Source organism: Sphingobacterium sp. UBA6317, from assembly GCF_002440385.1.
GTDB lineage: Bacteria > Bacteroidota > Bacteroidia > Sphingobacteriales > Sphingobacteriaceae > Sphingobacterium > Sphingobacterium multivorum.
Genome location: NZ_DJTD01000069.1, coordinates 1 through 24460, shown reverse-complemented (window position 1 = coordinate 24460; position 24460 = coordinate 1). Strand labels below are relative to the sequence as shown.

General features: G+C 39.2%; 17 protein-coding genes and 1 tRNA gene. 10 read left to right on the top strand and 8 right to left on the bottom strand.

All coding sequences use genetic code 11. From position 1 onward, the window contains the following. Positions 1 to 54 precede the first annotated feature (54 nt). Positions 55 to 1005: a citrulline utilization hydrolase CtlX gene (gene ctlX / locus B3E92_RS23515; RefSeq protein WP_286898468.1), complete on the bottom strand. Its 951-nt coding sequence runs from the start codon at positions 1003 to 1005 to the stop codon at positions 55 to 57. Between the two features lie 575 nt (positions 1006 to 1580). On the opposite strand from ctlX, the gene gcvP reads away from it, so the two are divergent. The 3 genes from gcvP (at position 1581) to B3E92_RS23500 (ending at position 6370) form a co-directional block, all read left to right on the top strand. Further along, the gene (gene gcvP / locus B3E92_RS23510) at positions 1581 to 4454 is read left to right on the top strand and encodes an aminomethyl-transferring glycine dehydrogenase (RefSeq protein WP_286898467.1); all 2874 of its coding nucleotides are present in this window, start codon (positions 1581 to 1583) and stop codon (positions 4452 to 4454) included. A 205-nt stretch (positions 4455 to 4659) separates the two neighbouring features. After that, positions 4660 to 5148 (top strand): hypothetical protein, encoded by a 489-nt coding sequence (locus B3E92_RS23505; RefSeq protein ID WP_286898465.1) that lies wholly within the window; start codon positions 4660 to 4662, stop codon positions 5146 to 5148. 394 nt (positions 5149 to 5542) lie between these two features. Then, complete coding sequence (locus B3E92_RS23500) at positions 5543 to 6370, top strand: N-acetylmuramoyl-L-alanine amidase (protein ID WP_286709764.1); 828 nt, start codon at positions 5543 to 5545, stop codon at positions 6368 to 6370. A gap of 72 nt (positions 6371 to 6442) precedes the next feature. Here B3E92_RS23500 and idi read toward each other — a convergent pair whose 3' ends face one another. From idi to B3E92_RS23465, 7 genes are all read right to left on the bottom strand, one after another. Further along, positions 6443 to 6982 carry an isopentenyl-diphosphate Delta-isomerase gene (idi, locus tag B3E92_RS23495; protein ID WP_286709763.1) on the bottom strand — a complete coding sequence of 180 codons (540 nt, stop codon included), beginning with the start codon at positions 6980 to 6982 and terminating at the stop codon, positions 6443 to 6445. Between the two features lie 76 nt (positions 6983 to 7058). Then, positions 7059 to 8372 carry a nicotinamide mononucleotide adenylyltransferase gene (locus B3E92_RS23490; RefSeq protein ID WP_201639933.1) on the bottom strand — a complete coding sequence of 438 codons (1314 nt, stop codon included), beginning with the start codon at positions 8370 to 8372 and terminating at the stop codon, positions 7059 to 7061. A gap of 79 nt (positions 8373 to 8451) precedes the next feature. Further along, entirely contained in the window at positions 8452 to 8994 is a 543-nt protein-coding gene (locus B3E92_RS23485; RefSeq protein WP_201639932.1) for an NUDIX hydrolase, read from the bottom strand. After that, positions 8994 to 10730, bottom strand: coding sequence for a phospho-sugar mutase (locus B3E92_RS23480; RefSeq protein ID WP_286803597.1), 1737 nt, complete (start codon positions 10728 to 10730; stop codon positions 8994 to 8996). The genes B3E92_RS23485 and B3E92_RS23480 overlap by 1 nt, the downstream gene beginning before the upstream one ends. Positions 10731 to 10762: 32 nt before the next feature. Then, on the bottom strand, positions 10763 to 11446 hold the full coding sequence (locus B3E92_RS23475) for a hypothetical protein (protein WP_286767693.1): 684 nt from the start codon (positions 11444 to 11446) through the stop codon (positions 10763 to 10765). 17 nt (positions 11447 to 11463) lie between these two features. Beyond that, positions 11464 to 12228 carry an enoyl-CoA hydratase/isomerase family protein gene (locus B3E92_RS23470; RefSeq protein ID WP_286803595.1) on the bottom strand — a complete coding sequence of 255 codons (765 nt, stop codon included), beginning with the start codon at positions 12226 to 12228 and terminating at the stop codon, positions 11464 to 11466. A gap of 36 nt (positions 12229 to 12264) precedes the next feature. Next, the gene (locus B3E92_RS23465) at positions 12265 to 14937 is read right to left on the bottom strand and encodes a carboxypeptidase-like regulatory domain-containing protein (protein WP_286803593.1); all 2673 of its coding nucleotides are present in this window, start codon (positions 14935 to 14937) and stop codon (positions 12265 to 12267) included. A 124-nt stretch (positions 14938 to 15061) separates the two neighbouring features. On the opposite strand from B3E92_RS23465, the gene purD reads away from it, so the two are divergent. The 7 genes from purD (at position 15062) to B3E92_RS23430 (ending at position 23818) form a co-directional block, all read left to right on the top strand. Beyond that, positions 15062 to 16336 carry a phosphoribosylamine--glycine ligase gene (gene purD / locus B3E92_RS23460; protein ID WP_286898464.1) on the top strand — a complete coding sequence of 425 codons (1275 nt, stop codon included), beginning with the start codon at positions 15062 to 15064 and terminating at the stop codon, positions 16334 to 16336. 88 nt (positions 16337 to 16424) lie between these two features. Then, positions 16425 to 16496: transfer RNA gene (locus B3E92_RS23455), tRNA-Glu, on the top strand. Positions 16497 to 16743: 247 nt separating this feature from the next. Beyond that, positions 16744 to 18006 (top strand): site-specific integrase, encoded by a 1263-nt coding sequence (locus tag B3E92_RS23450; protein ID WP_286898463.1) that lies wholly within the window; start codon positions 16744 to 16746, stop codon positions 18004 to 18006. A 260-nt stretch (positions 18007 to 18266) separates the two neighbouring features. Continuing rightward, on the top strand, positions 18267 to 19040 hold the full coding sequence (locus B3E92_RS23445) for a hypothetical protein (protein WP_286898462.1): 774 nt from the start codon (positions 18267 to 18269) through the stop codon (positions 19038 to 19040). A gap of 110 nt (positions 19041 to 19150) precedes the next feature. Continuing rightward, positions 19151 to 20038 carry a type I restriction enzyme HsdR N-terminal domain-containing protein gene (locus B3E92_RS23440; RefSeq protein ID WP_286898461.1) on the top strand — a complete coding sequence of 296 codons (888 nt, stop codon included), beginning with the start codon at positions 19151 to 19153 and terminating at the stop codon, positions 20036 to 20038. A gap of 123 nt (positions 20039 to 20161) precedes the next feature. Then, positions 20162 to 21115, top strand: coding sequence for an AAA family ATPase (locus tag B3E92_RS23435; RefSeq protein WP_286898460.1), 954 nt, complete (start codon positions 20162 to 20164; stop codon positions 21113 to 21115). A 9-nt stretch (positions 21116 to 21124) separates the two neighbouring features. Further along, the gene (locus B3E92_RS23430) at positions 21125 to 23818 is read left to right on the top strand and encodes a S8 family peptidase (protein WP_286898459.1); all 2694 of its coding nucleotides are present in this window, start codon (positions 21125 to 21127) and stop codon (positions 23816 to 23818) included. Positions 23819 to 24460 lie beyond the last annotated feature (642 nt).

Genomic DNA, 24460 nt, shown 5'->3' with positions numbered 1-24460 from the left:
GTAGAGTAGACCTGCTAAAAGGATGTTTTCCGCTAGCATCGTGATATTTGATGGTTAGCTCAGTATTTTTTCTTTCGGAAGAAAAACTTCGGCCATCATGTGACGCACACTTCCGCCACCACAGGTCTCGATAACATGTAGATCCTGATGGATGATTTTACCATGCTTTTCTAATTGCGCTGTTTGGTATAAAGTCAATGAGGATAAAGCCTGATTGCTCAGGACAATAAACCGATTCCCATATTTGTTTCTCACTTGGAGGCAGTTTGCCGCAAAAGATTCGAGTTGGTTCTCGTTGATTTCAATGATCTCCTTGCCTGTATCTTTCAAACTTTTCAGTAGGGTTTTGAGCTCGGCGGGATCGTCAATTGCCTGCGGACATAAGATGGCAAAGTCTTCGCCTACGGCTAGCACCACATTGGTGTGATAGATAGGTCTCCGCTCTCCATGGACAGTTTGGAAGGCGTGAAATACAACAGGTGTATAGTTTTCAGTTCTGCAATATTCATCGAGCATACTTCTGTCCGCCCTTTCGGATAAGGCACAGTAGGCTATACGGTGAGCTCGGTCCAAAACGAGTGCGCCAGTGCCCTCCAAATATTGTTTATTGTTTTCGGCTTCACTGAGATCTTTAGTTAGTTTTACATAATAACCGTTTTGCTTCAACGGACCTTCGAAATCCAATAAATGTTCTTTTCGACGATTGGGAGCAAACATAGGATAAAAAATTATTTTTCCATCCTGATGAAAGGAGACAATATTATTGGGGAATATACTGTCGGGGCTTTCTGATTTCTCGTCGTCCTGAATGACAGTCACCAAAATTCCATGTGACTTCAATTCATTTACTAGCGCGTCGAACTCTCCTTGCGCTTCTTTGTTGACTTCTTCTATACTGAGATTTTCGATATCCTTTTGGAAGAAATTGTTGACCGCAGTCTGTTCATTTTTACGGAAGACAGAGGGTCTTACTAAAAGAACGCTGTCTGTTACCTGTTTTCTCATGGTTTATAATCGTTACTTCGCTGTTTTATATTCGTTAAAAAGAAATGATATTCGTTTTTTGTGATAATTTACATTTGTCAAAAGAGATCCTTCCCTAGCTGGATAATGTTTTCTTTGTTAAGATTCCTGATAGCAAAATACCCTTGATATCAGTTGTTCTTTGCAAAAAAGTGTATATCGTTATTTCGAAGTCACTTTACAATTGGTACATATACTAATTTATTGAAAATTCATTGGCATTGCAAAAAAGAATAGTGAAGTAATGAAAGAAATGCGTAGGTGAAATAACAGATAACCCGGTGTTTTTTTTAAATTGTAGCAAGCGATTGTTGTATTGTTTGTTATATTTATAATGAACAATCTGTATGTTTGAGGTTATTCCAAAAATTAATTGACAAAGACAATCGATTGCATTTCAGTAGCTCAGTAAAACTGACTTTTTATCCACTTTTTTGCTTCGTTTTCAGTCATTTATTTTGCTATCTTTGCTCATCCAAAAAACGACTGTTTATAAGAGAGTTAATTGCCTAATTATTATGTCGCTAACTATCTATAAGCGTTAACTTTTTGCACACATGAGCAATATACACTTCCAAGAAAAATTCGAAAGTCGCCACAATGGCCCAAGTCCAGTTGAAGCGAATGAAATGTTGGCTAAATTAGGCGTTTCGTCAATTGACCAACTTATTGACCAAACGGTCCCTTCTCAAATTCGTGCTCCAAAACCTTTAAATCTTCCTAAAGCATTGTCTGAGGTAGCCTATTTAAAGCGTATTGCGGAAATCGCTGAGAAAAATAAAGTTTTTAAATCTTTTATTGGTCAAGGTTACTACGATGTGATCCTTCCGGGCGTCATTCAACGAAATGTATTTGAAAACCCAGGATGGTATACGCAGTATACTCCTTATCAGGCGGAGATCGCACAAGGTAGGTTACAAGCTTTATTGAACTTCCAGACTGTAATTTGTGACTTTACTGGTTTAGAAATAGCAAATGCTTCTTTGTTGGATGAAGCTACGGCTGCAGCTGAAGCCATGTTTATGCTTTATTCAGCTCGGAAAAATAAAGATGCTAATGTATTCTTGGTGTCGGACAATGCCTATCCGCAGACGGTTGATGTTTTGAAGACCCGTGCCTTGTCTTTTGGTATTGAACTTAAAATTGCGGCTATTGCTGAATCAGAATTAACAGATGATGTATTTGCTGCATTTGTTCAATATCCTGCAGCGGATGGTTCAATTGTTGATTATAAATCATTTGCAGCTACAGCTCACAGTAAGAATATTACCGTATGTGCTGCGGCAGATTTGATGAGTTTAGCATTGTTAACGCCTCCTGGAGAATGGGGTGCAGATGTTGTTGTTGGTAATTCGCAACGTTTTGGCGTACCGATGGGCTTTGGTGGTCCTCATGCAGCATATTTTGCGACACGCGACAGCTTTAAACGTAATATCCCTGGTCGTATTATCGGTGTTACTTCCGATTCAAATGGAAAGTATGCATTGCGTATGGCTTTGCAGACTCGTGAACAACACATCCGCCGTGATAAAGCTTCTTCAAATATTTGTACTGCACAAGCTCTTTTAGCGATTATGGCTTCTTTCTATGCCGTGTACCATGGCCCAGAAGGAATCAAAAATATAGCATCACGTATCAATGCTTTGGCCAATCTGTTGGATCAAGCATTACAGTCGTTGGGTTATACGCAATTGAATGCGGCTTATTTTGATACTTTACGTGTAGACTTAGGTGCACATGCTGGTGCTTTGAAATCTGAAGCATTAAATAACGAATTAAACTTCTATTATAATGGTTCGGAAGTTTCAATTGCTATCGACGAAACAACCACATACGAAGATATTAAGACGATCGTCAAAGTATTTGCTAAAATTCAAGGTAAAACATTGAATGACGTAGATTTCGATGCATTAGAAGAGAATTTAGGTTCTTCAATTCCTGCCGATTTAGTACGTACTTCTGCCTACTTAACACATCCAAATTTTAATAGCTATCATTCTGAACATGAGATGTTGCGCTATATCAAATCGTTGGAAGCAAAAGATTTATCGCTTTGCCACTCGATGATTCCATTGGGCTCATGTACGATGAAATTGAATGCTACAGCTGAAATGGTGCCAGTTACATGGGCGAGATTTGGTGGTTTGCATCCATTTGCTCCTGCAGATCAAACGTCTGGATATATGCAAATGATTGGCGAATTGAACGATTGGTTGTCTGAGATCACTGGTTTTGCGAAGATGAGTTTCCAGCCAAATTCAGGAGCACAAGGCGAGTATGCTGGTCTGATGGTTATCCGTGCTTACCATGAGAGCCGTGGTGATCATGGACGTAATATCTGTTTGATCCCTGCTTCTGCACACGGAACCAACCCTGCTTCTGCTTCTATGGCAGGCTTAAAAGTGGTCGTTGTGAAATGTGATGAATTAGGAAATATCGATATTCCAGATTTAAGAGCAAAAGCGACTGAACATGCTGCAAACTTGAACTCACTGATGGTGACTTACCCTTCTACACACGGTGTATTTGAAGAGTCGATCATTGAAGTCTGTGAAATTGTTCATGCAAATGGCGGTCAGGTTTATATGGACGGTGCGAACATGAATGCACAGGTTGGATTGACAAGCCCAGGGCATATTGGTGCCGATGTTTGTCACTTGAACCTCCATAAAACATTCTGTATTCCTCACGGTGGTGGAGGTCCAGGTATGGGACCTATCGGTGTTGCAAAACACTTAGTTCCTTTCTTACCTAACCACGAAGTGGTTTCGACTTCTTGTGAAGAGGGTATCTCTGCTGTTTCTGCAGCTCCATTTGGTTCAGCATCAATCTTGCTTATTTCCCATGCTTATATTTCAATGATGGGTGGTGAAGGCTTGACAAATGCGACAAGAACCGCAATATTAAATGCAAACTATATTAAGGCACGTTTAGAAAATGCGTATCCAGTACTTTATTCAGGTACTAACGGACGTTGTGCACACGAAATGATCTTAGATTGCCGTGGATTCAAAAACTTTGGTATCGAGGTTGCAGATATTGCAAAACGTTTAATGGATTATGGTTTCCACGCACCGACTGTTTCTTTCCCTGTTGCAGGAACATTGATGGTTGAGCCTACTGAATCTGAGTCTAAGGCTGAATTGGATCGTTTCTGTGATGCATTAGTTGCTATCCGTGAAGAGATCGCTGCGGTTGAAGCAGGAGACGTAGACCAAGCTAACAACGTACTGAAACATGCACCACATACAGCTTCGGTTGTAACCGCAGATGAGTGGGACAGACCCTACAGCCGTCAAACAGCCGCATACCCCTTGGAGTATGTAAGAGAACGTAAATTCTGGCCTTCGGTAGGTCGTGTAAACGACTCTCAAGGTGACCGTACATTGATTTGTTCGTGTCCATCTATTGAAGAGTACGCCGAAGCATAGTCTCGGTAGCTATAATATAATGAAGGCCTCTATATTCGTATAGGGGCCTTTTTTGTGCAATCTGTTCAGGTGCATGAGTAAAAGAAAAATAGAACGGTACTCTGGTTAAACTTTACCGTCGAAGGATCGTATACAAACAGATTTTAAAATTTAGATTAATTATATTATTTTGTTCTTTTTGGCGTTTTAATTAAAACTGATAATCATGAAAAGACAATGGAAAGTAATGCCTGTTCTCTTAGGACTGGGCCTTTTGGTCGCGAGCTGCGGCAACAGCAAATCCAGTGAAGGGAGTGAAGATGCTAAGGAGAAAGAGGCTGGGATTTCGGATGTAGTTAAAGGAGTATCCAACTTGGATAACCTGAGTGATGGAGCAAAAAAATTGGAAGACCTTCAAGCCAAACTTAAATCCGAAAAACCATTAAGTTCGGAAGAGTTGAAGGCTTTTTTACCGGAAAGCTTAGATGGTTTAAAAAGAACTTCCTATTCTGGCGGATCCATGTATGGGGCAGAGGTTGTATCTGGAGAGGCGACATATACTGTAGATAACCAAAAGGAAATTAAAGTCAATATTATTGATGGGGCGGGCGAGACAGCTTCGGCAATCGTGGGCTTAGCGCAAATGGGCTTCATGGTAGATTCAGAGAAAATTACAGATACTGAAATAGAAAAAACTGGCGAGTTTGAAGGCTAACGGGCAAAAACAACGGATAGCAAAGGAGTGGAAGGCTCAACGGCGAAAAATTCCGAAATAAGTTATCTCGAGAAAGATCGCTATTTAATTACCCTTCGGGGAAATGGGTATAGCCTGGACGAGCTAAAAGGTTTTTTGCCAAAATTAAACCTCAGCGCACTAAAATAATAAAAACGTAATTATTCTATAAAGAAGAAATGCATAGTTGATAGGGAAAAGCTCAAACATTGGTTTGGGCTTTTTTTAAAACTGTATTGTCCCAGTTTAACAACCAACATTGTCCCACATATGCATGAGAAAAGAGCGTTTGGAAAATATCCCGGACAATAAGATGGACTTAATAAATTTGCTTTTGTTGGCAAATTTGCTTTAGTTTGCGTTGAAACATTTCGTTATGAAAATTGTAAAATTATCAATCAATCTTCTTGTCGCGACAGCATTGCTTGCGTCCTGTGCGGGGGGGAAATACGCAAAGACTGAAAAGGTATATAAGAAGCAAGCAAAAGAATTGTCAAAACTCTATAAACAATCGCCTGTTACCGGTCAATTGGAGAAGGTGAATGTCAAAGATCAACAATGGATCGCCTCGATTAATTTCGGTATCCGTAAGCCCAATTTTGTTGTTATTCATCATACAGCACAGGATTCCTTGGGACAGACCATCCGTACATTTCATTCCGCGAAAGCAGGTGTAAGCTCCCATTATGTGGTCGGTCGGGATGGGAAAGTAGTGCAGATGGTCAATGACCTCTATCGTGCGCATCATGCAGGGTTGGGGAAATGGGGCAATGATACGGACCTCAATTCTTCTTCTATTGGCATTGAGCTAGACAATAATGGGACCACTGACCCTTGGACTGATGCACAGATAAATGCCTTGACGCAGTTGCTGGCCTATTTAAAAACGACTTATAGAATTCCGCAGGCAAATTTTATTGGACATATGGATCTGGCACCAACTCGAAAAAACGATCCATCACGTTTTCCTTGGAAAAAACTGGCTGATCAAGGATTCGGTTTTTGGTATGAGGACTATTTAGAGACGCCGCCAGCAGACTTTAATCCGAAAATGGCATTACGTATCATCGGATACGATGTGAGTAACCTGGATGCAGCAATAAAAGCATTTAAGATTCACTACATTCAGCAGGACGTAAATACAGCGTTCATGGGAGAGAATGACCTTAAGATTCTTTATTCCATCTATAAAAAATTCTTATAGTGCTTCACCAAACGAAAGAAAAAAGATCCTGCTTTTTAAAAGGCAGGATCTTTTTTGTATGGTATATGACCGTTATAATTTGTTTTTATATATACTGAAATACGTATCAAAAGCACGTTCATAGATGAGTTTGAACCAGGGCGTAAACTGCTGGGGTGCCTGTTGTATTGCATCTTGAATTTCCTGCCGATTCAAGTATTTTGTTTCGGCAACTTCTTCTTCGTTAAATTCTGGAGTTCCATTAAATTTTCCAAATAAGACATAATCGAATTCATGCTCCGTAAGTCCGTTGTCAAATTGAGCCTTATAAACGAACGAGAAGGTATCTTGAAGGTCCATTGCTGTAATGCCCAGTTCTTCCATTAAGCGCCTTTTGGCGGCCTCTACGTTAGTTTCTCCCAGACGCTGATGCGAGCAACAGCTATTGGTCCAAAGTCCGCCACAGTGGTATTTACTTAAAGCTCTTTGTTGCAGCAGTAATTCATCTTGATCATTGAACAAAAATACACTAAAAGCACGGTGCAATAGCCCTTTTTCATGGGCTTCATATTTCTCCATGCTACCAATCATATTGTCATTGCTGTCAACCAGGATTACATTTTCTTGCGTCATAAGGCATAAAAATAAAGATAGCCCAATTTAAGAAAATTGGGCTAGATAATGAATTTAAATTTTGCAGACGATTTGCTTATACGGTTTTTACAAATTTCTCGTCGTAATTTTCAATATCGATGATATAGCCGTTTTTAATTAAGAATTCAAACAAAGGTTTGGCTTCTTCAGAAACGGGCATATTGTGCGTCGTAATAATCTTATTTTCTTTTTTCAAGAGATAAGGATATGCATAGAGTTTCACATTTTTGTTGAACATTCCAGAGATATAGGAAAGGAGTTCATTTGTGTATAGCTCTTTATTATAATTATCTGAATTGAAAATGTTCTTTAAATTGTAAACGTTGGTTGCAATTCCAATGTTTTTGGGCTTAAAGTTGCTTATAAACTCTGCTAAATGATTATTTCTTCTAAAGTTGCTCACGATAATATTATTGCCTGTTGCACATAATTCGTCAGCTCTAGAAGCAAATTCTTGAAGGTCCTCACCTGTAATTTCATGCGTGTCTTCCAGGACATTTCCCATCAGCACCTCAATTAATACAATGGTGTCTGCGTCAGTTGCACCCGTATTTTTTTTGAACTGTTCAACGGCAAGATTGAAGAGATCAAAGTTTGGAAGGGATTTCTGACGGTATTTGGTACGAAGTAAAATAATGTTCTTTTTGTACAGATAATCTTTGATTTGTACTGCTTTGCCATCAGGCTGGAATATTGCGGCTTTAGCAAATCCCTTTGCGATCAGGTATAAGTTGATGAGACGTTGGTTGACGTTTTCAAACAGCGGTCCGTTTAATTTAACCAGGTCAATCTCAACGGAACCAACAGAAAGGTTATCGACCAATGATTCGATCATGGTCTGCACATTGTCTGTATAATAATAAGCTGCAAATAACAGGTTAACACCAATGATACCTAAAACTTTTTGTTGTAATTGGTTGTCGCTGTCTAGCAGTCTTACATGGACAATAATATCATTTGTAGGGCCTCCCACTTCATGCTGGAAGCGAAGTCCGATCCAGCCATGAGGTTCATTTGTCTTCGTGAAATTGAGCGTTGTTACGGTATCTGCAAAGGCAAAGAATTTTTTGTTGCAGTATTTATCGCCATGAAGCCGTTGAGTAAGAAGATCGAATTCATGGGAGAGCATTTTCTTTAAACGTGTTCTGCTGACGTAACGACCATCAGCCTCTTCACCATAAATCGCATCACTGAAAGCCATGTCGTAAGCCGACATTGTTTTAGCAATTGTGCCTGATGCTGCTCCTGCGTTGAAAAAGTTACGTGCGACTTCCTGTCCAGCACCGATTTCTGCAAAGGTTCCATAAATCTCTGGGTTCAGATTTATTTTCAGGGCCTTTCGTTTGGTTTCAAAAATTTCTCTTGCCATGACGCAAAGGTACAAAAATCAGCATGCTAGTGAAAATTAAAAGTATGAATGAAAAAAACAGAATAAAATTAGGCTTGTTTTATAACAAGCCTAATTTATTAAAAGCATAGAATAGTGCACTCGCATGGAGTGCCTGGTTGAATTTGTTGTCCAGTAGCATCCTTTTCGCTTCTTCAAGCGGTATACGATAGACTTCGATTTCTTCATGTTCATCTAAGTCCTGTTCCTGAACTTTTTTGCCGCCTGTCATCAGATAAGTATAAGTGATATTGCCACTTGTCGCCGGATTGGCATAAAGTGTGGCGATCTCTTCAATCTGATCAAATTGATAGCCTGTTTCTTCAAGCATTTCACGCACAGCGGCATTTTTAGGATCTTCTCCCGCTTCTGTTGTCCCTGCGGGAATCTCCAATGCAATAATGCCGGCTCCATGGCGGTATTGCTTAATGACCAAAAGCTCGTTCTGCTCAGTGATTCCGATCATATTGACCCAATCGGGATACTCCAGTACGTAATAATGATCATTGATCCGTCCATCCGGAAGCTCACAAGTATCTCTGCGCAGCGTGGCCCAAGGCTCTTTACAGATATATGCAGAGGATAATAGTTTCCACTTGTCCATTAGCCTACAATATCTTTCATCATACGGTCAACCTTCTCTTCCAAAACAGTTTGCACATCGACATAATCTGCCGTATCCGTTAAGTTTTCTTTTACAGAACAGTAAAATTTAATCTTGGGTTCTGTTCCTGAGGGTCTGGCAGAGATCACATCGCCATCTACTGTAATAAATTGCAACACATCAGACTTTGGTAACGAGATTGCTCTTCGCTCCCCTGTACTCATATCTGTGGTTTGGGAAAGTTGGTAGTCCCTGATTTCTTTGACTTTTATTCCTCCCAGTATCGTTGGTAGATTGTGACGTAGGCCATTCATCATGGCTTGAATTTCTTCGGCACCAGCTTTTCCTTTTTTTGTAAGAGAAATGAGCTTTTCTTGATAACAGCCAAATTCTTTGTAGATATCTAACAGGACTTCGTAAACTGTTTTTCCTTTTGTTTTGAAATAGGCGGTCATTTCGGCTAGGAAAGCACAAGAGTTTGGAGCGTCCTTGTCACGCACTAAATCGCCTACTAAGAAACCATAACTTTCTTCTCCGCCCACAAGATATTGTGCTGAATCACCTAAATTGGTAATCAATTCACCGATATATTTGAAGCCAGTAAGGGTTTCATAGTGTTTTACACCATAGTGATCTGCAATATCGGCTTGTAAGTTGCTGGTGACGATGGTTTTTACAATATATGGATTCGATCCGAGTTGTTTTAGCTCATTTTTTGCGCTTAAGACATAATATATCAGTAGACTTCCGATCTGATTACCATTGAGCAGTTGGAATTCGCCCTTACTATTTTTTACGGCAATACCTACACGATCGGCATCAGGGTCTGTTGCTAATACAAGATCAGCATCAATTTCTTCTCCTTTTTTCTTTGCTAAGGCCATCGCATCTTCCTCTTCGGGGTTTGGATAGATTACTGTTGGAAAGTTGCCATCAGGGGTGGCTTGTTCAGCAACGACTGAAACATTTTCAAATCCCCAGGCTTCCAGCATTTTAGGGACAATAGTAATTCCGGTTCCATGTATCGGCGAAAAAACAATTTTCAAGTTTTTTTGAGCGAGTACCGCTTCAGGATGAATACTTAATTTTTTATTGGCGTCAATATAGAGCTGATCAATTTCATCGCCGACGGGAATGATATTGTGTGTGTTCCCTTCAAATTTAATGTCGTTCACAGCATTGATTGCGTTTACTTCATCGATTACATTTTTATCATGTGGCGCAGTCAGCTGGCATCCATCATTCCAATAAGCCTTATAACCATTGTATTCCTTTGGGTTGTGCGAAGCCGTTAGCATAACACCACTTTGACAGCCGAAATGGCGGATGGCGAACGACAGCATTGGGGTCGGGCGCAATGCCGTGAACAGATGTACCTTGATGCCGTTGGCTGCAAACACGTTGGCAACCAGCTGGCCAAAAGCCTGCGAATTGTTACGGCTGTCATAAGATACCGCTACTTTAATCTCCTGATCTGGGAACTGTTTCTTTAGATAGTTGGCTAATCCTTGCGTGGCTTTGCCGATCGTATACTTATTCATACGATTAGAGCCAACGCCCATAATGCCTCTTAAACCTCCGGTTCCAAATTCAAGATCCTTGTAAAAAGAATCCGTAAGTTCCGTCTCCTCATTATTGTCGATTAAATCCTGAACTGCTTTTCGAGTTCCTTCATCATAACTTGGGGTTAACCAATCTTCGATTTTCTTTTGTATGTCCTTATCTAAATTTTTCATTATCGTTAAGTTTGGTTAAAATTTACAAAATACTATGCGTCACATCCGGCATAAGCGCGGTCTATGACTGTAATATACCATTTTTCTCCCTCTTTTGTCACATGAAAAACAAAGGGTTCCTCATGCTCATTGGAGGTCATAATGGCTCTATAACTTCTGGATTCTATGTTCCTTAGTCGCTGTAATTCAGTATTACTAATTTTGGCATCAAGAATTTCATTCATGAACTTTGCCGTCTGAGATAGTTCATTCGGGCGGGATTTTTTATCATAATAGAATCCGGATTTATCCCACTTCATCGTACCACAATCAAAAATAGGTAGTTTTCCGGACTTCAAAGGGCCCTTGTACGTTAACTTTTCATAAGAATGATATTCTGGCACAGGTTTAGAAAAATTAAAACTGTTTTGGTGTACATAAGAGTCAAGTGCGCCGGGACGGTAGATCATATAAATTCCCAATTTGGGATGTACATAGGAATTTATTGTTTTACTGTCCTGTTCTGCATATGCCTTGGCAAGTTTCTCCAATACCTCCTCCAGCGTTTCGGAGTTCTCTTTCTTTACTTCCTTTTCAGTCGTGTCAGGTTTTTGTAGGGTATCCACAGGAATTGAATCCTGAATGATTTTTACAGCCTTATCCTCTTTTTTGCTATTTCTACAGGAGATCGTGCTAGCAGTGAGACAAATAAGAATAAAGAAAAAGAGATTTCTCATGATGATTTTGTTTAATATTACTTCTTTGAAGTCAAGTTTTCAATGATTGACTTTAAAATAGAGCGCGTTGACGGAAGCCACCATTGTTCGAGGATGTGCTGGATTGTCTCTTCTCTATTCTCGCGCAATTTAAGGATTATTTCCTTTCGGAAGTTCAATTTGGATGTCTGCCATGTCTTTTGGTTGAACTGCGTGATCTGTTTTAATTTTTTTGCTGCGGTATTGAAGAGTATATTAGCGGGAACAATGTCATCAATAAGACCCTGTGTTTTTGCTTCTACAGGAGAAAGCAATTTAGCTTCGAGCAAATTCTGATACGCATTCCGTTTTCCAATCCAAAACGCATAAAGCTGAAATATACTTTCAGGGACGATTAGTCCGACAGGAATCTCGTTAAGACCGATCACGAAATTCCCTTCGGCCATAATCCGATAATCACAGCAGAGCGCCAGTACGCAGCCCCCAGCGGGGCTATGACCAGATATTGCAGCAACTATTGGTTTTGGAAAAGCGGCGAGTAGCGATGTCGCTTCCAGAAATAAATTCCAGAATTCGCGAATTTGTTCTTCATCATATTGGAATAGGGTAATTAGATCAAGTCCTGCGCTAAAGAAGTTTTCCTTGCCAATCAATATTGCACCATAAATAGCTTCATTTTGCTGGGAAGATTCCAAGGTATCTATCAGTTCCTTCAATAGCTGTGTGTCTATGGCGTTTGACTTTCCCCTGTCGAGGAAAATGCTTAAGATATGATCTTCTATTTTGGTTTTAATATGTTCCATAACCTTGTTTCTAAATTTAACGATTTGTTTGCTCTGCTATTGTGGTTTTACCGCTATTAAATATTCGAGATGAGCAATTTTGCCATCCATACTTATTCCCTCAACGGTTAGTTTGTAGGTTCCGGGTTCGTCAGAAGTGAAGAATTCGAAATGTGTTTTCCCATCTTTTGGCGTGATCAGATTCGGTTCCCAGGCGATTGTTGTCCTTAGGTCGCGTGTAAGCTTATTTTGGATTGTTGCATCGTATTGGGGTTTGAAAAATGTTCGAGGCACATATAACCCTTTTGGCGTGATGGTTACAATGCCTGTGGGGGTATACGATGAGGAGATGGCATCTCCCGATTTACTGGTAATCACGATAACACCGTTGCCCCCATACATGCCATAAATTGCCGTGTTTCCAATACTACGCAAGACTTCAACACTCGCAATGTCGGCCGTGTTGATCATATCTATTTGTTCGGGTTCAATATACATTCCATCGAGAACAACTTGCATCGGACTATTCATCGATCTTGTGCTATAAGGGATACCATTTCGAAAAATAACACCATTTAGCCGTCCATTGAGGCATTGAGCAAATGTAGCACAGCCGGATAATTCGTCTGCAGAGATGACTTGATCGGCGTTTCCTGGCCCATTCAGGTTTCTGGAGTTTTTGTCGGCTTTAGTTGTTCTTACCCTGTTGACCTGTACCTCTTCCAATCGGATACTTTTTTCTATAATACCAGCCGCTTCCAATTCGCCAAGAAACTGTTGACTATTTTTCAGTTGTGTAAGCAAGGTGCTATTGATGTCGTTAAGCAACAAGGGTTGATCTTTACTTGCATTAGGTGGTGGGGTGAGCGGGTTGTCGATAACAATATCAACTCTTTTTTTCTCTTTAGGGCCATCACCTGTCACAATAAACTTGACACTGTCTGCAAATAAAAGTTCGTCAAATGAAAATCGGCCATTATTATCGGTCAGTGTATCTATACTCAGCAACATGTTGCTCGTCGGTATAATTGTTACTTTGGCATTTGGAACGACAGCCTTGCGGGCCGTTTTCTTGATGGTCCCAGCTATGGTAAGCCCTTTTTCAGGAAGGAACGCAGCGGTTGCTGTACTTGTATAATTCTTCCAGTCCAACTTGCGCCAACCTTGGATCAACATAAGATTGTCCAGCTCTGTCAGTCTAATGTTCGTTAAATCCTCAAAGTAATAATTGGGACGTTCAATAAAGCCACGAAGATCAGATTTCAATAGGAGCTCCGAGACAATAGATGAATAATAACGGTTTGTCGTGGAATCAACCTTGCTGAGGTTTACCACTGATGCGGAAAGCGCGGCAAACCTAGTGGTGTCACTATCATCATATTTAACGGAAAGATTAGCAATCACTTTATCGCGTGTTGTGAAGCTAAGCTTGTTGAGTTCTACGGCGACAGGAAGTAAGGTCGATGTCGTATTGTAGTTAAACACCAATCTTTCCACAATAGGAACCATTTGATCTGTTAAGATGGATAATTGTAAAACTCCAGAAGGCAGGTTTTTTTTGGGGATATTGAATAAGATCTCCGTTCCATTTAATTTCTGCTTAGCGGCATGAAGTACAAGGCCATTGTATTGGGCTACCAGATAAATATCTTTGCCATTGACCAAGTCTGCAGTAGCGGAAAGTTGCGCTGCAATCTTATCCTTTAGTACCGAATTTACGGTTAGAACATATCCGGAATTCTGTACAGGCGGTAATGACGCACTTGTTGACGATCCATCTTCGAAGAGGGCTGTAGCGACGTATTTTTTTCCTGTCTGTAAGACGAGCGGGATACTTCCCATTCCCAGTGAATTTGTTTCAAAATCGGCAACTGTTGTTTGATTTTCCTCCACAACTTTTATTTTTGCTTTTTTTCCTAAACCATTAGGGCTAAGGATTTTGAACCCAGTTTTGGATAATATGTTGTTGACTAGTTCGCCACTTTCGGGGAAAATTTGGATGCTATTTTGGTTGTTTGGATCCGGGATGACAAAACTTTTTAGAATACGTCTTTTATCCAGCGAAAGAAATTGTAAAGACAGTGTCCCGCCTTTAAAATCATCTTTCAATTCCAGCGCTATTGTTCCATTATCGTTTGATTTCAGTCGGCCGGATTTCTCTTTATTGTTGTTCGGTTGTAGGGTATAACTGATGTTGTTATTAATCAGCGGGGCTCCCTGAATGGTTTTCAGATTAATCTGGAACATGTTTTCTGTTCCGTTTTTGACCAGTTCACTTTTCGTTATGATATGATCAGATCGACCATTTGTAATGGGGACGACGCGTTCATAGAAATTGGCTACAGAGTCATTTTGCATCCATCGGGTAAATGATCTAACGCGGTAGGAGCCTTCTTCCAAAGTGTCCGGCAGATTGAAGTCGCCTATACTTAGACCGAGTGTAATAGGAATTTTGATACTCTTAATGATCTTATTGGTGGGAGAAATCAATTCTACATTAGCAATTTTACTGATGTTGCTCAAATAATTAAAAGGGGCGGTGGTACAGTAAAGTTTAAACCACATGGTTTCGCCAGCCGAATAATCATTTTTGTCCAAATGGAGATAAATCTTTTCCTTGATGTGCCGTTCATGGTAAGTATCCAGTTTCTGCAAGGTCTGATCGATCTGGGCCGACGCCAGCGAAGTGAATAGCAGGCAGCTTACTAACAGCAGTAATTTAGCGTACATATGACTAATGTTTTATGAAAATTAGAAAATATTTTTCCTTTAATCAATTTATAAATCAAAATATTAGTCTCATTTTAAACGATCTGATACCTTAAAATTAGCATAAAAAAAATATCTTTGTGTTATGAATATCCTAATAATCGGTTCAGGAGGTCGTGAATCCGCCTTCGCCTATAAGTTGTCGAAAAGTCCACGTTTAGATCAATTGTTTATTGCTCCAGGAAATGCTGGAACAGGTGCGTATGGTCAGAATGTAAATATTAAAGTTACTGACTTTGCTACTATTGCTTCCTTCGTTTTGGAGAATAACGTGCAAATGGTGCTCGTCGGTCCAGAAGAGCCTTTGGTAAAAGGTATTCATGATTACTTTTTAAATCGGGAAGATTTAAAAAATATCCCGGTAATAGGGCCGCAACAGGAGGGGGCTCAATTGGAGGGCTCAAAAGATTTTTCGAAGCAATTTATGGATCGCCATGGCGTACCTACTGCCGCTTCAAGATCGTTTGATGCAACATCATTGGAAGATGGATTGGCTTACCTTGAAACGCAAAAATTGCCGATTGTGCTTAAGGCTGATGGTTTAGCTGCAGGCAAAGGAGTGTTGATCTGTGAGACGCTGGAAGATGCTAAAGCAGAGTTAAAGGCGATGATCGCAGATTCAAAGTTTGGAGAAGCTAGCCGAGTTGTGGTTGTTGAAGAATTCTTAAAAGGAATTGAATTGTCTGTTTTTGTTTTGACAGATGGGAATTCATATAAAGTGCTTCCTTCTGCAAAAGATTACAAACGTATTGGAGAGGGTGATACAGGCCTAAACACGGGTGGTATGGGATCGATATCTCCGGTTCCTTTTGCAGATGAGACATTTTTAAATAAAGTAGAAGAGCGTATTATCAGACCAACAGTTGAAGGACTTAAAAAAGATGGTATTCCGTATAAAGGATTTATTTTTATAGGTCTGATGAATGTAGAAGGAGAACCTTATGTCATCGAGTATAATGTTCGTATGGGAGATCCAGAGACTGAGTCCGTATTGCCACGTATTGAATCGGATCTATTGGATTTACTGGAAGGTGTTGCACAAGGCAATTTGGATCAACGTTCGTATACGGTATCTTCTAAGACTGCTGTTACTGTCATGTTGGTTGCCGGAGGTTATCCAGGAGATTATGAATCTGGAAAAGAGATCGCCAATATTGAAAACGTGAAAGAATCCATCGTATTTCAAGCAGGTACGAAAGAGGTGGATGGCAAGATCGTTACTGCAGGAGGACGTGTAATTGCTGTTACCACATTGCAAGATACACTGTTTGAAGCCCTTCAACAGGCAACTGCAGATGCTGGAAGGATATATTTTGAAGGGAAATACTTCAGAAGAGATATCGGTTTCGACCTTATTTAAAAAATATTTAATTTTTTTTTGGAATACTGATTTTAAGATCTATATTTGCAACTCCAAAAACAACAATGTTATTGGAGTTGCATAAAAAGGCCCGTTCGTCTAGGGGTTAGGACGCAAGATTTTCATTCTTGAAACAGGGGTTCGATTCCCCTACGGGCTACAGATCTAAAAGTCAAAACATACAAAAGCCTGCAAATTAAACATTTGCAGGCTTTTTTGTTTTTCGGTATCTACAAAACTTACACGAATTCCCAAGAAAAAAGTGAGTCATTCAGTGAGTCATTTTCGCTCATTTGCTTACTCACTGAAATGATGGTAATGCTCTTATAATCAAGATGTTTAAAACTAAAACATCTTGATCCGTTTTAGTTGCAAGGCTACATTTGTTTCACTTAAATGATGTTGTCATGAGTACAAATTATTCCTTGCTCTTCTACTTGAAGAAACCAAAAAATTATGTTGGTGGTCCCAAGCCAATCTACATGCGGATCACTGTCGACGGCCTGCCAAAAGAGATCTCCGCAGGACGTGAATGCGAACCATCGAAATGGAATTCCAAAGCTAACCGCGCAAAGGGTACAACAGAAACTGTAAAAACCTTGAATAGTTACCTTGATACACTCGTAACTAAAGTAAGTACGATCCATACTGCTATGGTAGCGGCTGGGGAGGAAATTACAGCAGAATCCATAAAACTTAGATTTCAGGGAAAGGATATCAAACGCAAAAACTTTTTAGATGTATTTAGGCAACACAACAACCAGATGGAAGCGCTTGTGGGCAATGGATTTAAACCCAATACGCTCAAGGGGTATAAGACCTCTATTTCTCATGTTGGAGGGTACCTGGAAAAAGAATACAGGTCGCAGGATATCGACACAAGAAAGATTGACCATGCTTTCGTTACCGGATACGAGTTCTTTCTGCGTTCTACAATGGGTTGTTCGGCAGTATCGGCTGCAAAGTACATGAAACACCTGCGCAAGATCATCAAGATCTGTATCGCACACCGCTGGATCACAGATGATCCATTTGCATTCTACAAGATCAAAGCGAAGGCCAAAGAGAAGGAGTTTCTAACAGAAGCTGAACTTCATCGGATAGAGGAAAAGGAATTCAAGATACCACGTCTTGCGCATGTGCGTGATATCTTTGTCTTTTGCTGCTACACAGGACTTTCCTATGCGGATGTGAAGAAATTAAAATGGACAGATGTCGCTGAGGGGGTGGACGGAAAACTCTGGATCTTCACGAGCAGGGAAAAAACAGAAACATCATCAAATATTCCGCTATTGCCAAAGGCACTTGAAATTATTGAACGATACCGCGATTATCCGCCCTGCGTAGCTAAAGATATGGTACTTCCCGTTCTCAGTAATCAGAAAATGAACAGCTATCTAAAGGAAATTGCGGATGTGTGTGAGATCACCAAAGAACTCACTTTCCACAAATCACGCCATACGTTCGCGACTTCTGTTACATTGGCAAATAGCGTCCCTATCGAAACAGTTTCCAAGATGCTTGGTCATACGGACATCAAGACCACACAGCATTATGCGAAGTTATTGGATAATAGAGTTGCAGTGGATATGGACCGACTGGAAAGGAAGATTGAAAGTAGGCCCTTGCAACTAAAAGATACCGTTGTAAAAGCTTTATGTACTCCGTAGGCTTTCGCGCCAATCAATGTAGTCCACCGGAAACAAAATATTGCATAAATTCTTTTGGGAGCGACATATCGTATCGCTCCCAAAATGTCATCTAGCCTGTTGAACAATTGGACATGGTCTAATGGGAGTTGATCGAATAAATTTGGATTTTCATATCTCATCCTCTTTTATCGGTATTGCAAGACACAATTCTGTGTATAAAAATTTTATTAAAAGAATGGGTTATATGGTATATTTGTTATTAAACCATATAGAGGAATATGAATCCATTTTTTGATATTAGTACGGAAAATGTAGTAAACGAAGTCGAGAGTTTTCAACTTAAAAATTTAGGACGGCGAAGAAAATATGCAAGCTTTGGCAAAATAAGCAGGGGTGATTGGGGATATGGCGATCGATATGAAAGCCGACATTTATATACAGATGTAACCGCAGAAGATTATGACCGCCAGTTTGTTTCCAGGTTATTGAAAACACGCCCTTCCTATAAGATTGACAAACTAATTAATCACCATTTACAGTTTTATCTTTCATCGCATCCCGATAATAAGGAAGAGTTTCTTAAACATATGCGCTACGAGATATTCCCATTATTAAAGAAGCGAAGCACTAATTCTGCTTATGTAGAGTTATTTGAAAAATGGATAAACAATCAAAATATGGATTCAGAAAAACATAATCAGGCTCAAACTATCAATAACACCATTAATGTCGGAAATGTTAATGCGCCACTACAATTTCAGCAAGGTTCAGATCATTCTGTTCAGACTCAGCATAATCATCCGGTTTCCAATGATGAATTAAAGTCTTTTTTTGAGATATTACGAAAGGATATCCAACAATTTGATGGAGATATCCGTAAAGATTTCGCAATGGAAATGGATTATGCCTTATCCCAATTAAAACAGGGTAGAGATGTAAAATCACAAATATCAAATATTAGCAGGCTGATAAAAGATGTAGGAATTGGTACATTCAGCAATTTACTTGCAGCGCCAATCTTTGAGGTCGTCAAACCATTGCTAGGTTTATAGGATGGATTTCCTATCTGCAATTTTAGTAAAAAAATACGGCTAGGATAATCCAATGTAGACTTGAAATAAGCTCGACAATTCCAGTTTTTATTTAAATTTCTGTTATAGTTATGAAAGAGCATTTGCATTATAATATCTTGGCCGATTTTGATTTCGGAGAGCTTGATAATCCCGAATTTAAAGAAGATTCTGTTCGGGAAGAAATAATTGTCCCAATTATTAAGGGATTGGGATACTCGGTGAGTCAACCTAACCGGATTATTAGAAGTAGACAGTTACTTCATCCCTATGTTTCCATTGGTTCACAACGAAAGAAGATTTATATCATCCCAGATTACATATTTGAAGTAAATAATAAGCCTGCTTGGATTTTGGATGCTAAAGCTCCAACAGAAAGTATTATTAAATCGCATCACGTTGAGCAGGCGTATTCATATGCTATTCACAATGAGGTTCGTGTAAGTTTTTTTGCACTTTGTAATGGGAAAGAATTTGTCCTGTATAGTGTAGAAAAACTGGAACCAATATTACATTTTCCAATACAGGCTATCCCACTATATTGGGAAGCCCTAAAGAAATATTTAGCTCCTGACAACATACTTTCAAACAATCATTTTAAACCGGCAAAGGACTTGGGCTTACACCTGAAGAGGTTGGGATTTGATACTTATGAAAGTTTGGTTTTCTCAAATGTTCCAATTGTTGATATTGGACAAATAGACCCAGATATGTTCTCTTTATCAGGTGGAATAAAAGAACATGCCTGCAATTATCTTGTAACCTTTGACTTTGGACATGAAATTCTTGAACAGTTAAAAGGTAAAATTCCCGCCGAAGCAATTACAAAGCTATTAATCAGGAATAAAGAATATAGGCAATCCGTGAGATTTGCAGATAGAGCCTATCTAGCTACAATCGATTGCAGAATTGGAAACAAGTTAGAAGAAAATGAGGATGAGATTTTTTTACCTATGATGGTAAATAGGATTATCGACTAAAGTAGACTAATATTCGATTTCAACACAAGAAAAAAAGTCCGGTAATTTAAATAGGAATAAATTTCATATATTATTGTCATTTAATACAATTTATAGATTGAAAAAACAGTAATTTTGTTTTCAATGGCAAAGGCAGACTACATCATATCATTAATCAAATCGCATTACAACAATGAGCTGGAGCGGTTTACTACAGTTGCTTTGCAAATTGCTGCTCATGAAGCTAAGTTGGGGCATACATTTGTAGCCAACGAGATTAAGACTATTATTGATAAAGCAAAGGAAACGAAGCATAAAGCCAAGTCGTTTGTGTCTGATTTTCAAGGCTTGATACAAGAAAATGTGCCAGCAGTCAATCTTGCGGACATAATTGCTTCCAATGATATAAAATTAAAAATAAACCGTATTATCTCAGAGTTCGTTCAACGTGACAAACTTCGTAAACATGATTTGGAAAATCGTAGAAAAATTTTACTTTCTGGCCCTCCAGGCACAGGAAAGACTTTAACTGCTTCCATCATAGCTAACGAACTAAATCTACCTCTTTATACTATCCTCATGGATAAAATGGTAACTAAATATATGGGGGAAACCAGCGCCAAACTTCGTCAGGTATTTGATTTGATTGAACAACGGCAGGGAGTTTATCTCTTTGATGAATTTGATGCTATCGGTGGAGAAAGAAGTCGTAATAATGATGTAGGTGAAATGCGAAGAGTATTAAATTCTTTTCTCCAGTTCATTGAAAGGGATCACTCAGACAGTCTTATTATTGCTATTACTAATAACAAAGAATTACTAGACCAGGCGCTATTCCGTAGATTTGATGATGTTATTTTATACAATCTACCGAATCTTGAAGAAAAAGAAGAATTACTTAAAAACAGACTTGCTCAATTTGCCAAGAAAATCAAATTTAAAGATTTGTTACCGGATATAAATGGTTTAAGTCATGCAGAAATATCACTTGCCTGTGTTGATGCCATTAAAGAGACCATTTTGAATGACAAGCAGCCAATGAATAACGAGTTAATTCTCAGAGCAATCAAAGATCGTAATGCTGCATATCATAAATAATTTGAAAGAATGGTATATAAACACATTTTTATTACAGGAAATGTAAAGGCCGAAAAATACAAAACCAAGGGGACTCCTGTTATTCCTAAACCTCTACCAGTTCGCAATAGAGCGTCACATAGTGCGAAACTATTACAACAATTTGATGCTATTTGGGCTGAAAAAGCACAATTGCAGCAACAACGCGGTGCTGAACAAATTGCTTTTAGAGAGGGTACATATATTTCTTTTGCTAGTGCGGCAGGCCATGATTTAATTACCAAGAGCTTGGAAGATCTTAAACAAGGGATTCGATTATTGAACGTAAAAGAAATTCCAGTTGGTGAAAATCAAAAGCAAATAAGGGCAACAGTTTATATCCCCAATGGCAAAGAGGGACTATTTATACGTAAAATCGAATCCTATCAGTCAAAAAATAACACGAGTATCGCTTTTTCAGACAAGATGGATCATTATTCTATTTCTAATAAGATAGGACAATTTGGAAACGATATCCGTTTACTGAAATTAAAAGACTATAATAAGAATGGTGAAGAGTTAACAAAAGCTACTGTTTTTGTACCCGTTGGACAAGAGGGATTTTTTACAAAAGGGGTTCTTGAAATCGACAAGGAAGCAATTATAAAAATAACTCCCGCAAATTCGGATTTGGTTAGTAGTATCGAGGACGTAAGCATTGCATTATTGGAAGGTTTATGGACGGATAAATTGCAACTTATCCCAGCGGACTCTCCTAAATGGTGTGAAGCTTGGCTGAACGTAAATACAAAAGATAATATAGAGCAAGAACAAATTGCCGAATTTATTACAACGCTTAACAGGAATGGAATAGCATATAGAAATAACAGTATTATATTTCCTGAAAGAGCTGTTTTACTTATCAATGCAAATCGTGAACAGTTAATTGAATTGATGCTCCAAAGCGATCTCCTTGCCGAATTCCGTGCCGGGCAGGAACCCGCAGGTTTTTGGATGACTGAAAGTAATGTGGAACAACAAAATTGGGTTAATGATTTATTAGGCAGAATAGTGCTTGTTGATAGTAACGTAAGAATTTGTTTGTTAGATTCGGGAGTAAACAATGGACATCAACTGCTGCAACCTCTAATTGAGGATGCCAATACACTTACAGTTGATGATACTTGGGGGACGGACGACCACGAATCCGGATCAGGACACGGAACTTTGATGGCCGGCATAGCAGGTTATGGACAGATAGAACAAATGCTTATTTCTCAAAATCAAATTTCCCTTACACATAAACTATGTTCTGTAAAAATTCTTCCGCGCCCCCATCAGCAAGGGACTCCAAAACAATTATGGGGAGATATTACGGCACAAGGAGTCTATACTGCAGAAATTCAAAATCCGGATATTGTTTTGATTTATTGTATGTCTGTCACGTCAACTGAAGATGCAGACATAGGTCGCCCCTCTTCATGGTCAGGAGCAGTTGATAATTTGGCTTACGGTGAAGGGGAAAATCAACGATTGATAATTATTTCAGCTGGTAACATTCGTGATGACGAATTGTGGCAAAATTATCCTAATTCAAATTTCACATCTTCGGTTCAGAATCCGGCTCAATCCTGGAACTCTCTTGTTGCTGGCGCATATACGGAAAAAGTTCAGGTTGACGATCCTAATTTTCAGGACCATTCTCTAGTAGCTAATGAGGGCGAGCTTTCTCCTTATAGTTCGACTTCCTTAGTATGGGAAAGAAAGTGGCCTATAAGACCTGACATCGTTTTTGAAGGGGGAAATCTATTGAGAGCACCTGATAATAGTATTACGTCCCATCCAGATTTGGAATTACTATCAACTTCTAAGTCTATACAACATAAACCATTTGATACTGTCAATGCTACAAGTGCAGCCGCTGCGCAAGCATCCTGGTTTGCTGCAAAAATAGCCTACGAATATCCAAATGCCTGGGCCGAGACCATTAGAGGGTTGATAGTTCATTCTGCATATTGGAATCAAGCAATGTTGAAACAAGTTCAAGTAGAGCAAGGTAATAGAACGAGTTTTAGAAGCTTACTGAAAACTTTCGGATTTGGCGTTCCCAACTTAAATAGGGCTTTGTACAGTCAGGAAAGTGCTTTGACCTTTATAGCACAGGAGACCATCCAGCCTTTTAAATATAAAGACAGAAGTAATGAAGCTGAAACAAACGAAGTTCACTTTTTCAATCTTCCCTGGCCCAAAGATTTACTTTTAGATATGGGGGATGTCCCTGTAACATTAAGAATAACACTTTCATATTTTATTGAACCAGGGGTCGGCGAAATAGGATGGAAAGATAAATATCGGTATCAGTCACACGGCTTACTATTTGATATAAACAATATTGGCGAGGATGAGGTTGAATTCAGGAAACGTGTTAACGTTGCTGCCAGGGGGGAAAATGAAATTATCAATGGAAGTGGAGGAAGTGACCGCTGGGTAATAGGAACTAATAATCGGAACAATGGCTCTATTCATTCAGATTGTTGGCAAGGAACTGGGGCTGAATTATCAACCTGTAATCACATTGCCATTTTCCCGGTAATAGGATGGTGGAGAGAAAGAAAACATTTAGGAAAAGTAGAAACTCAAACCCGATATTCGCTTATTGTTTCTCTTGATACGCCAGTGCAAGATGTTCCGTTATATACTACAGTCAAGAATATGATTAAGATACCTGTTGAAATCCCAATTTAAATAAAAAAGAGAAACAGATTTGTTAATACGAGTATCTCGCTGTCATGTATGGACTGGGAAACAAATCACTTTCGGAAATAGTGGGTTTCATTAAAGATCTTGATAAATAAATGGTTTATATAAACAGTAAATTGATAATGTTTTTTAACTATCATATATAATCCTTAAAATGCTGTCCAAATGGGATGGCCGTTTTATTGGACGCCCGTTTTTCATAAGGTTTCGTTCGAATGCCCCTAAAATCAAAAGTTATGTTTTTGAGCTGTCAAACTTTATTCCTCTTGGTCCCGTCGCCATCGTTTTTCACTGTACATATTGAAGTTTGATTTCTTCCATTTTGTCAGGTGATAGCCCTTGCAATGCGTGCAGTAGTATGCTCGTCTCTGAATAGGCCTGCGCTGTCTGTGTTTGATACGTCGGCCTGCTTCATCCCTTTTATAAAGGTAATTCCACTTCAGGTCGAGCATAACTAGTCTCTCCTTACACCACCTATAATTTACTGATTATTAGTATTTTGGATTTAAAATAGCTTGTTTTTTATTGCAAGAATTTGTATCTTAGAGCTTTAAAACCTTGCAAATATGTTGGGGAAAAATCCAGAAAAGAAGCCAGAATTATTTCGCCCAATGTTGGTGGATTTTA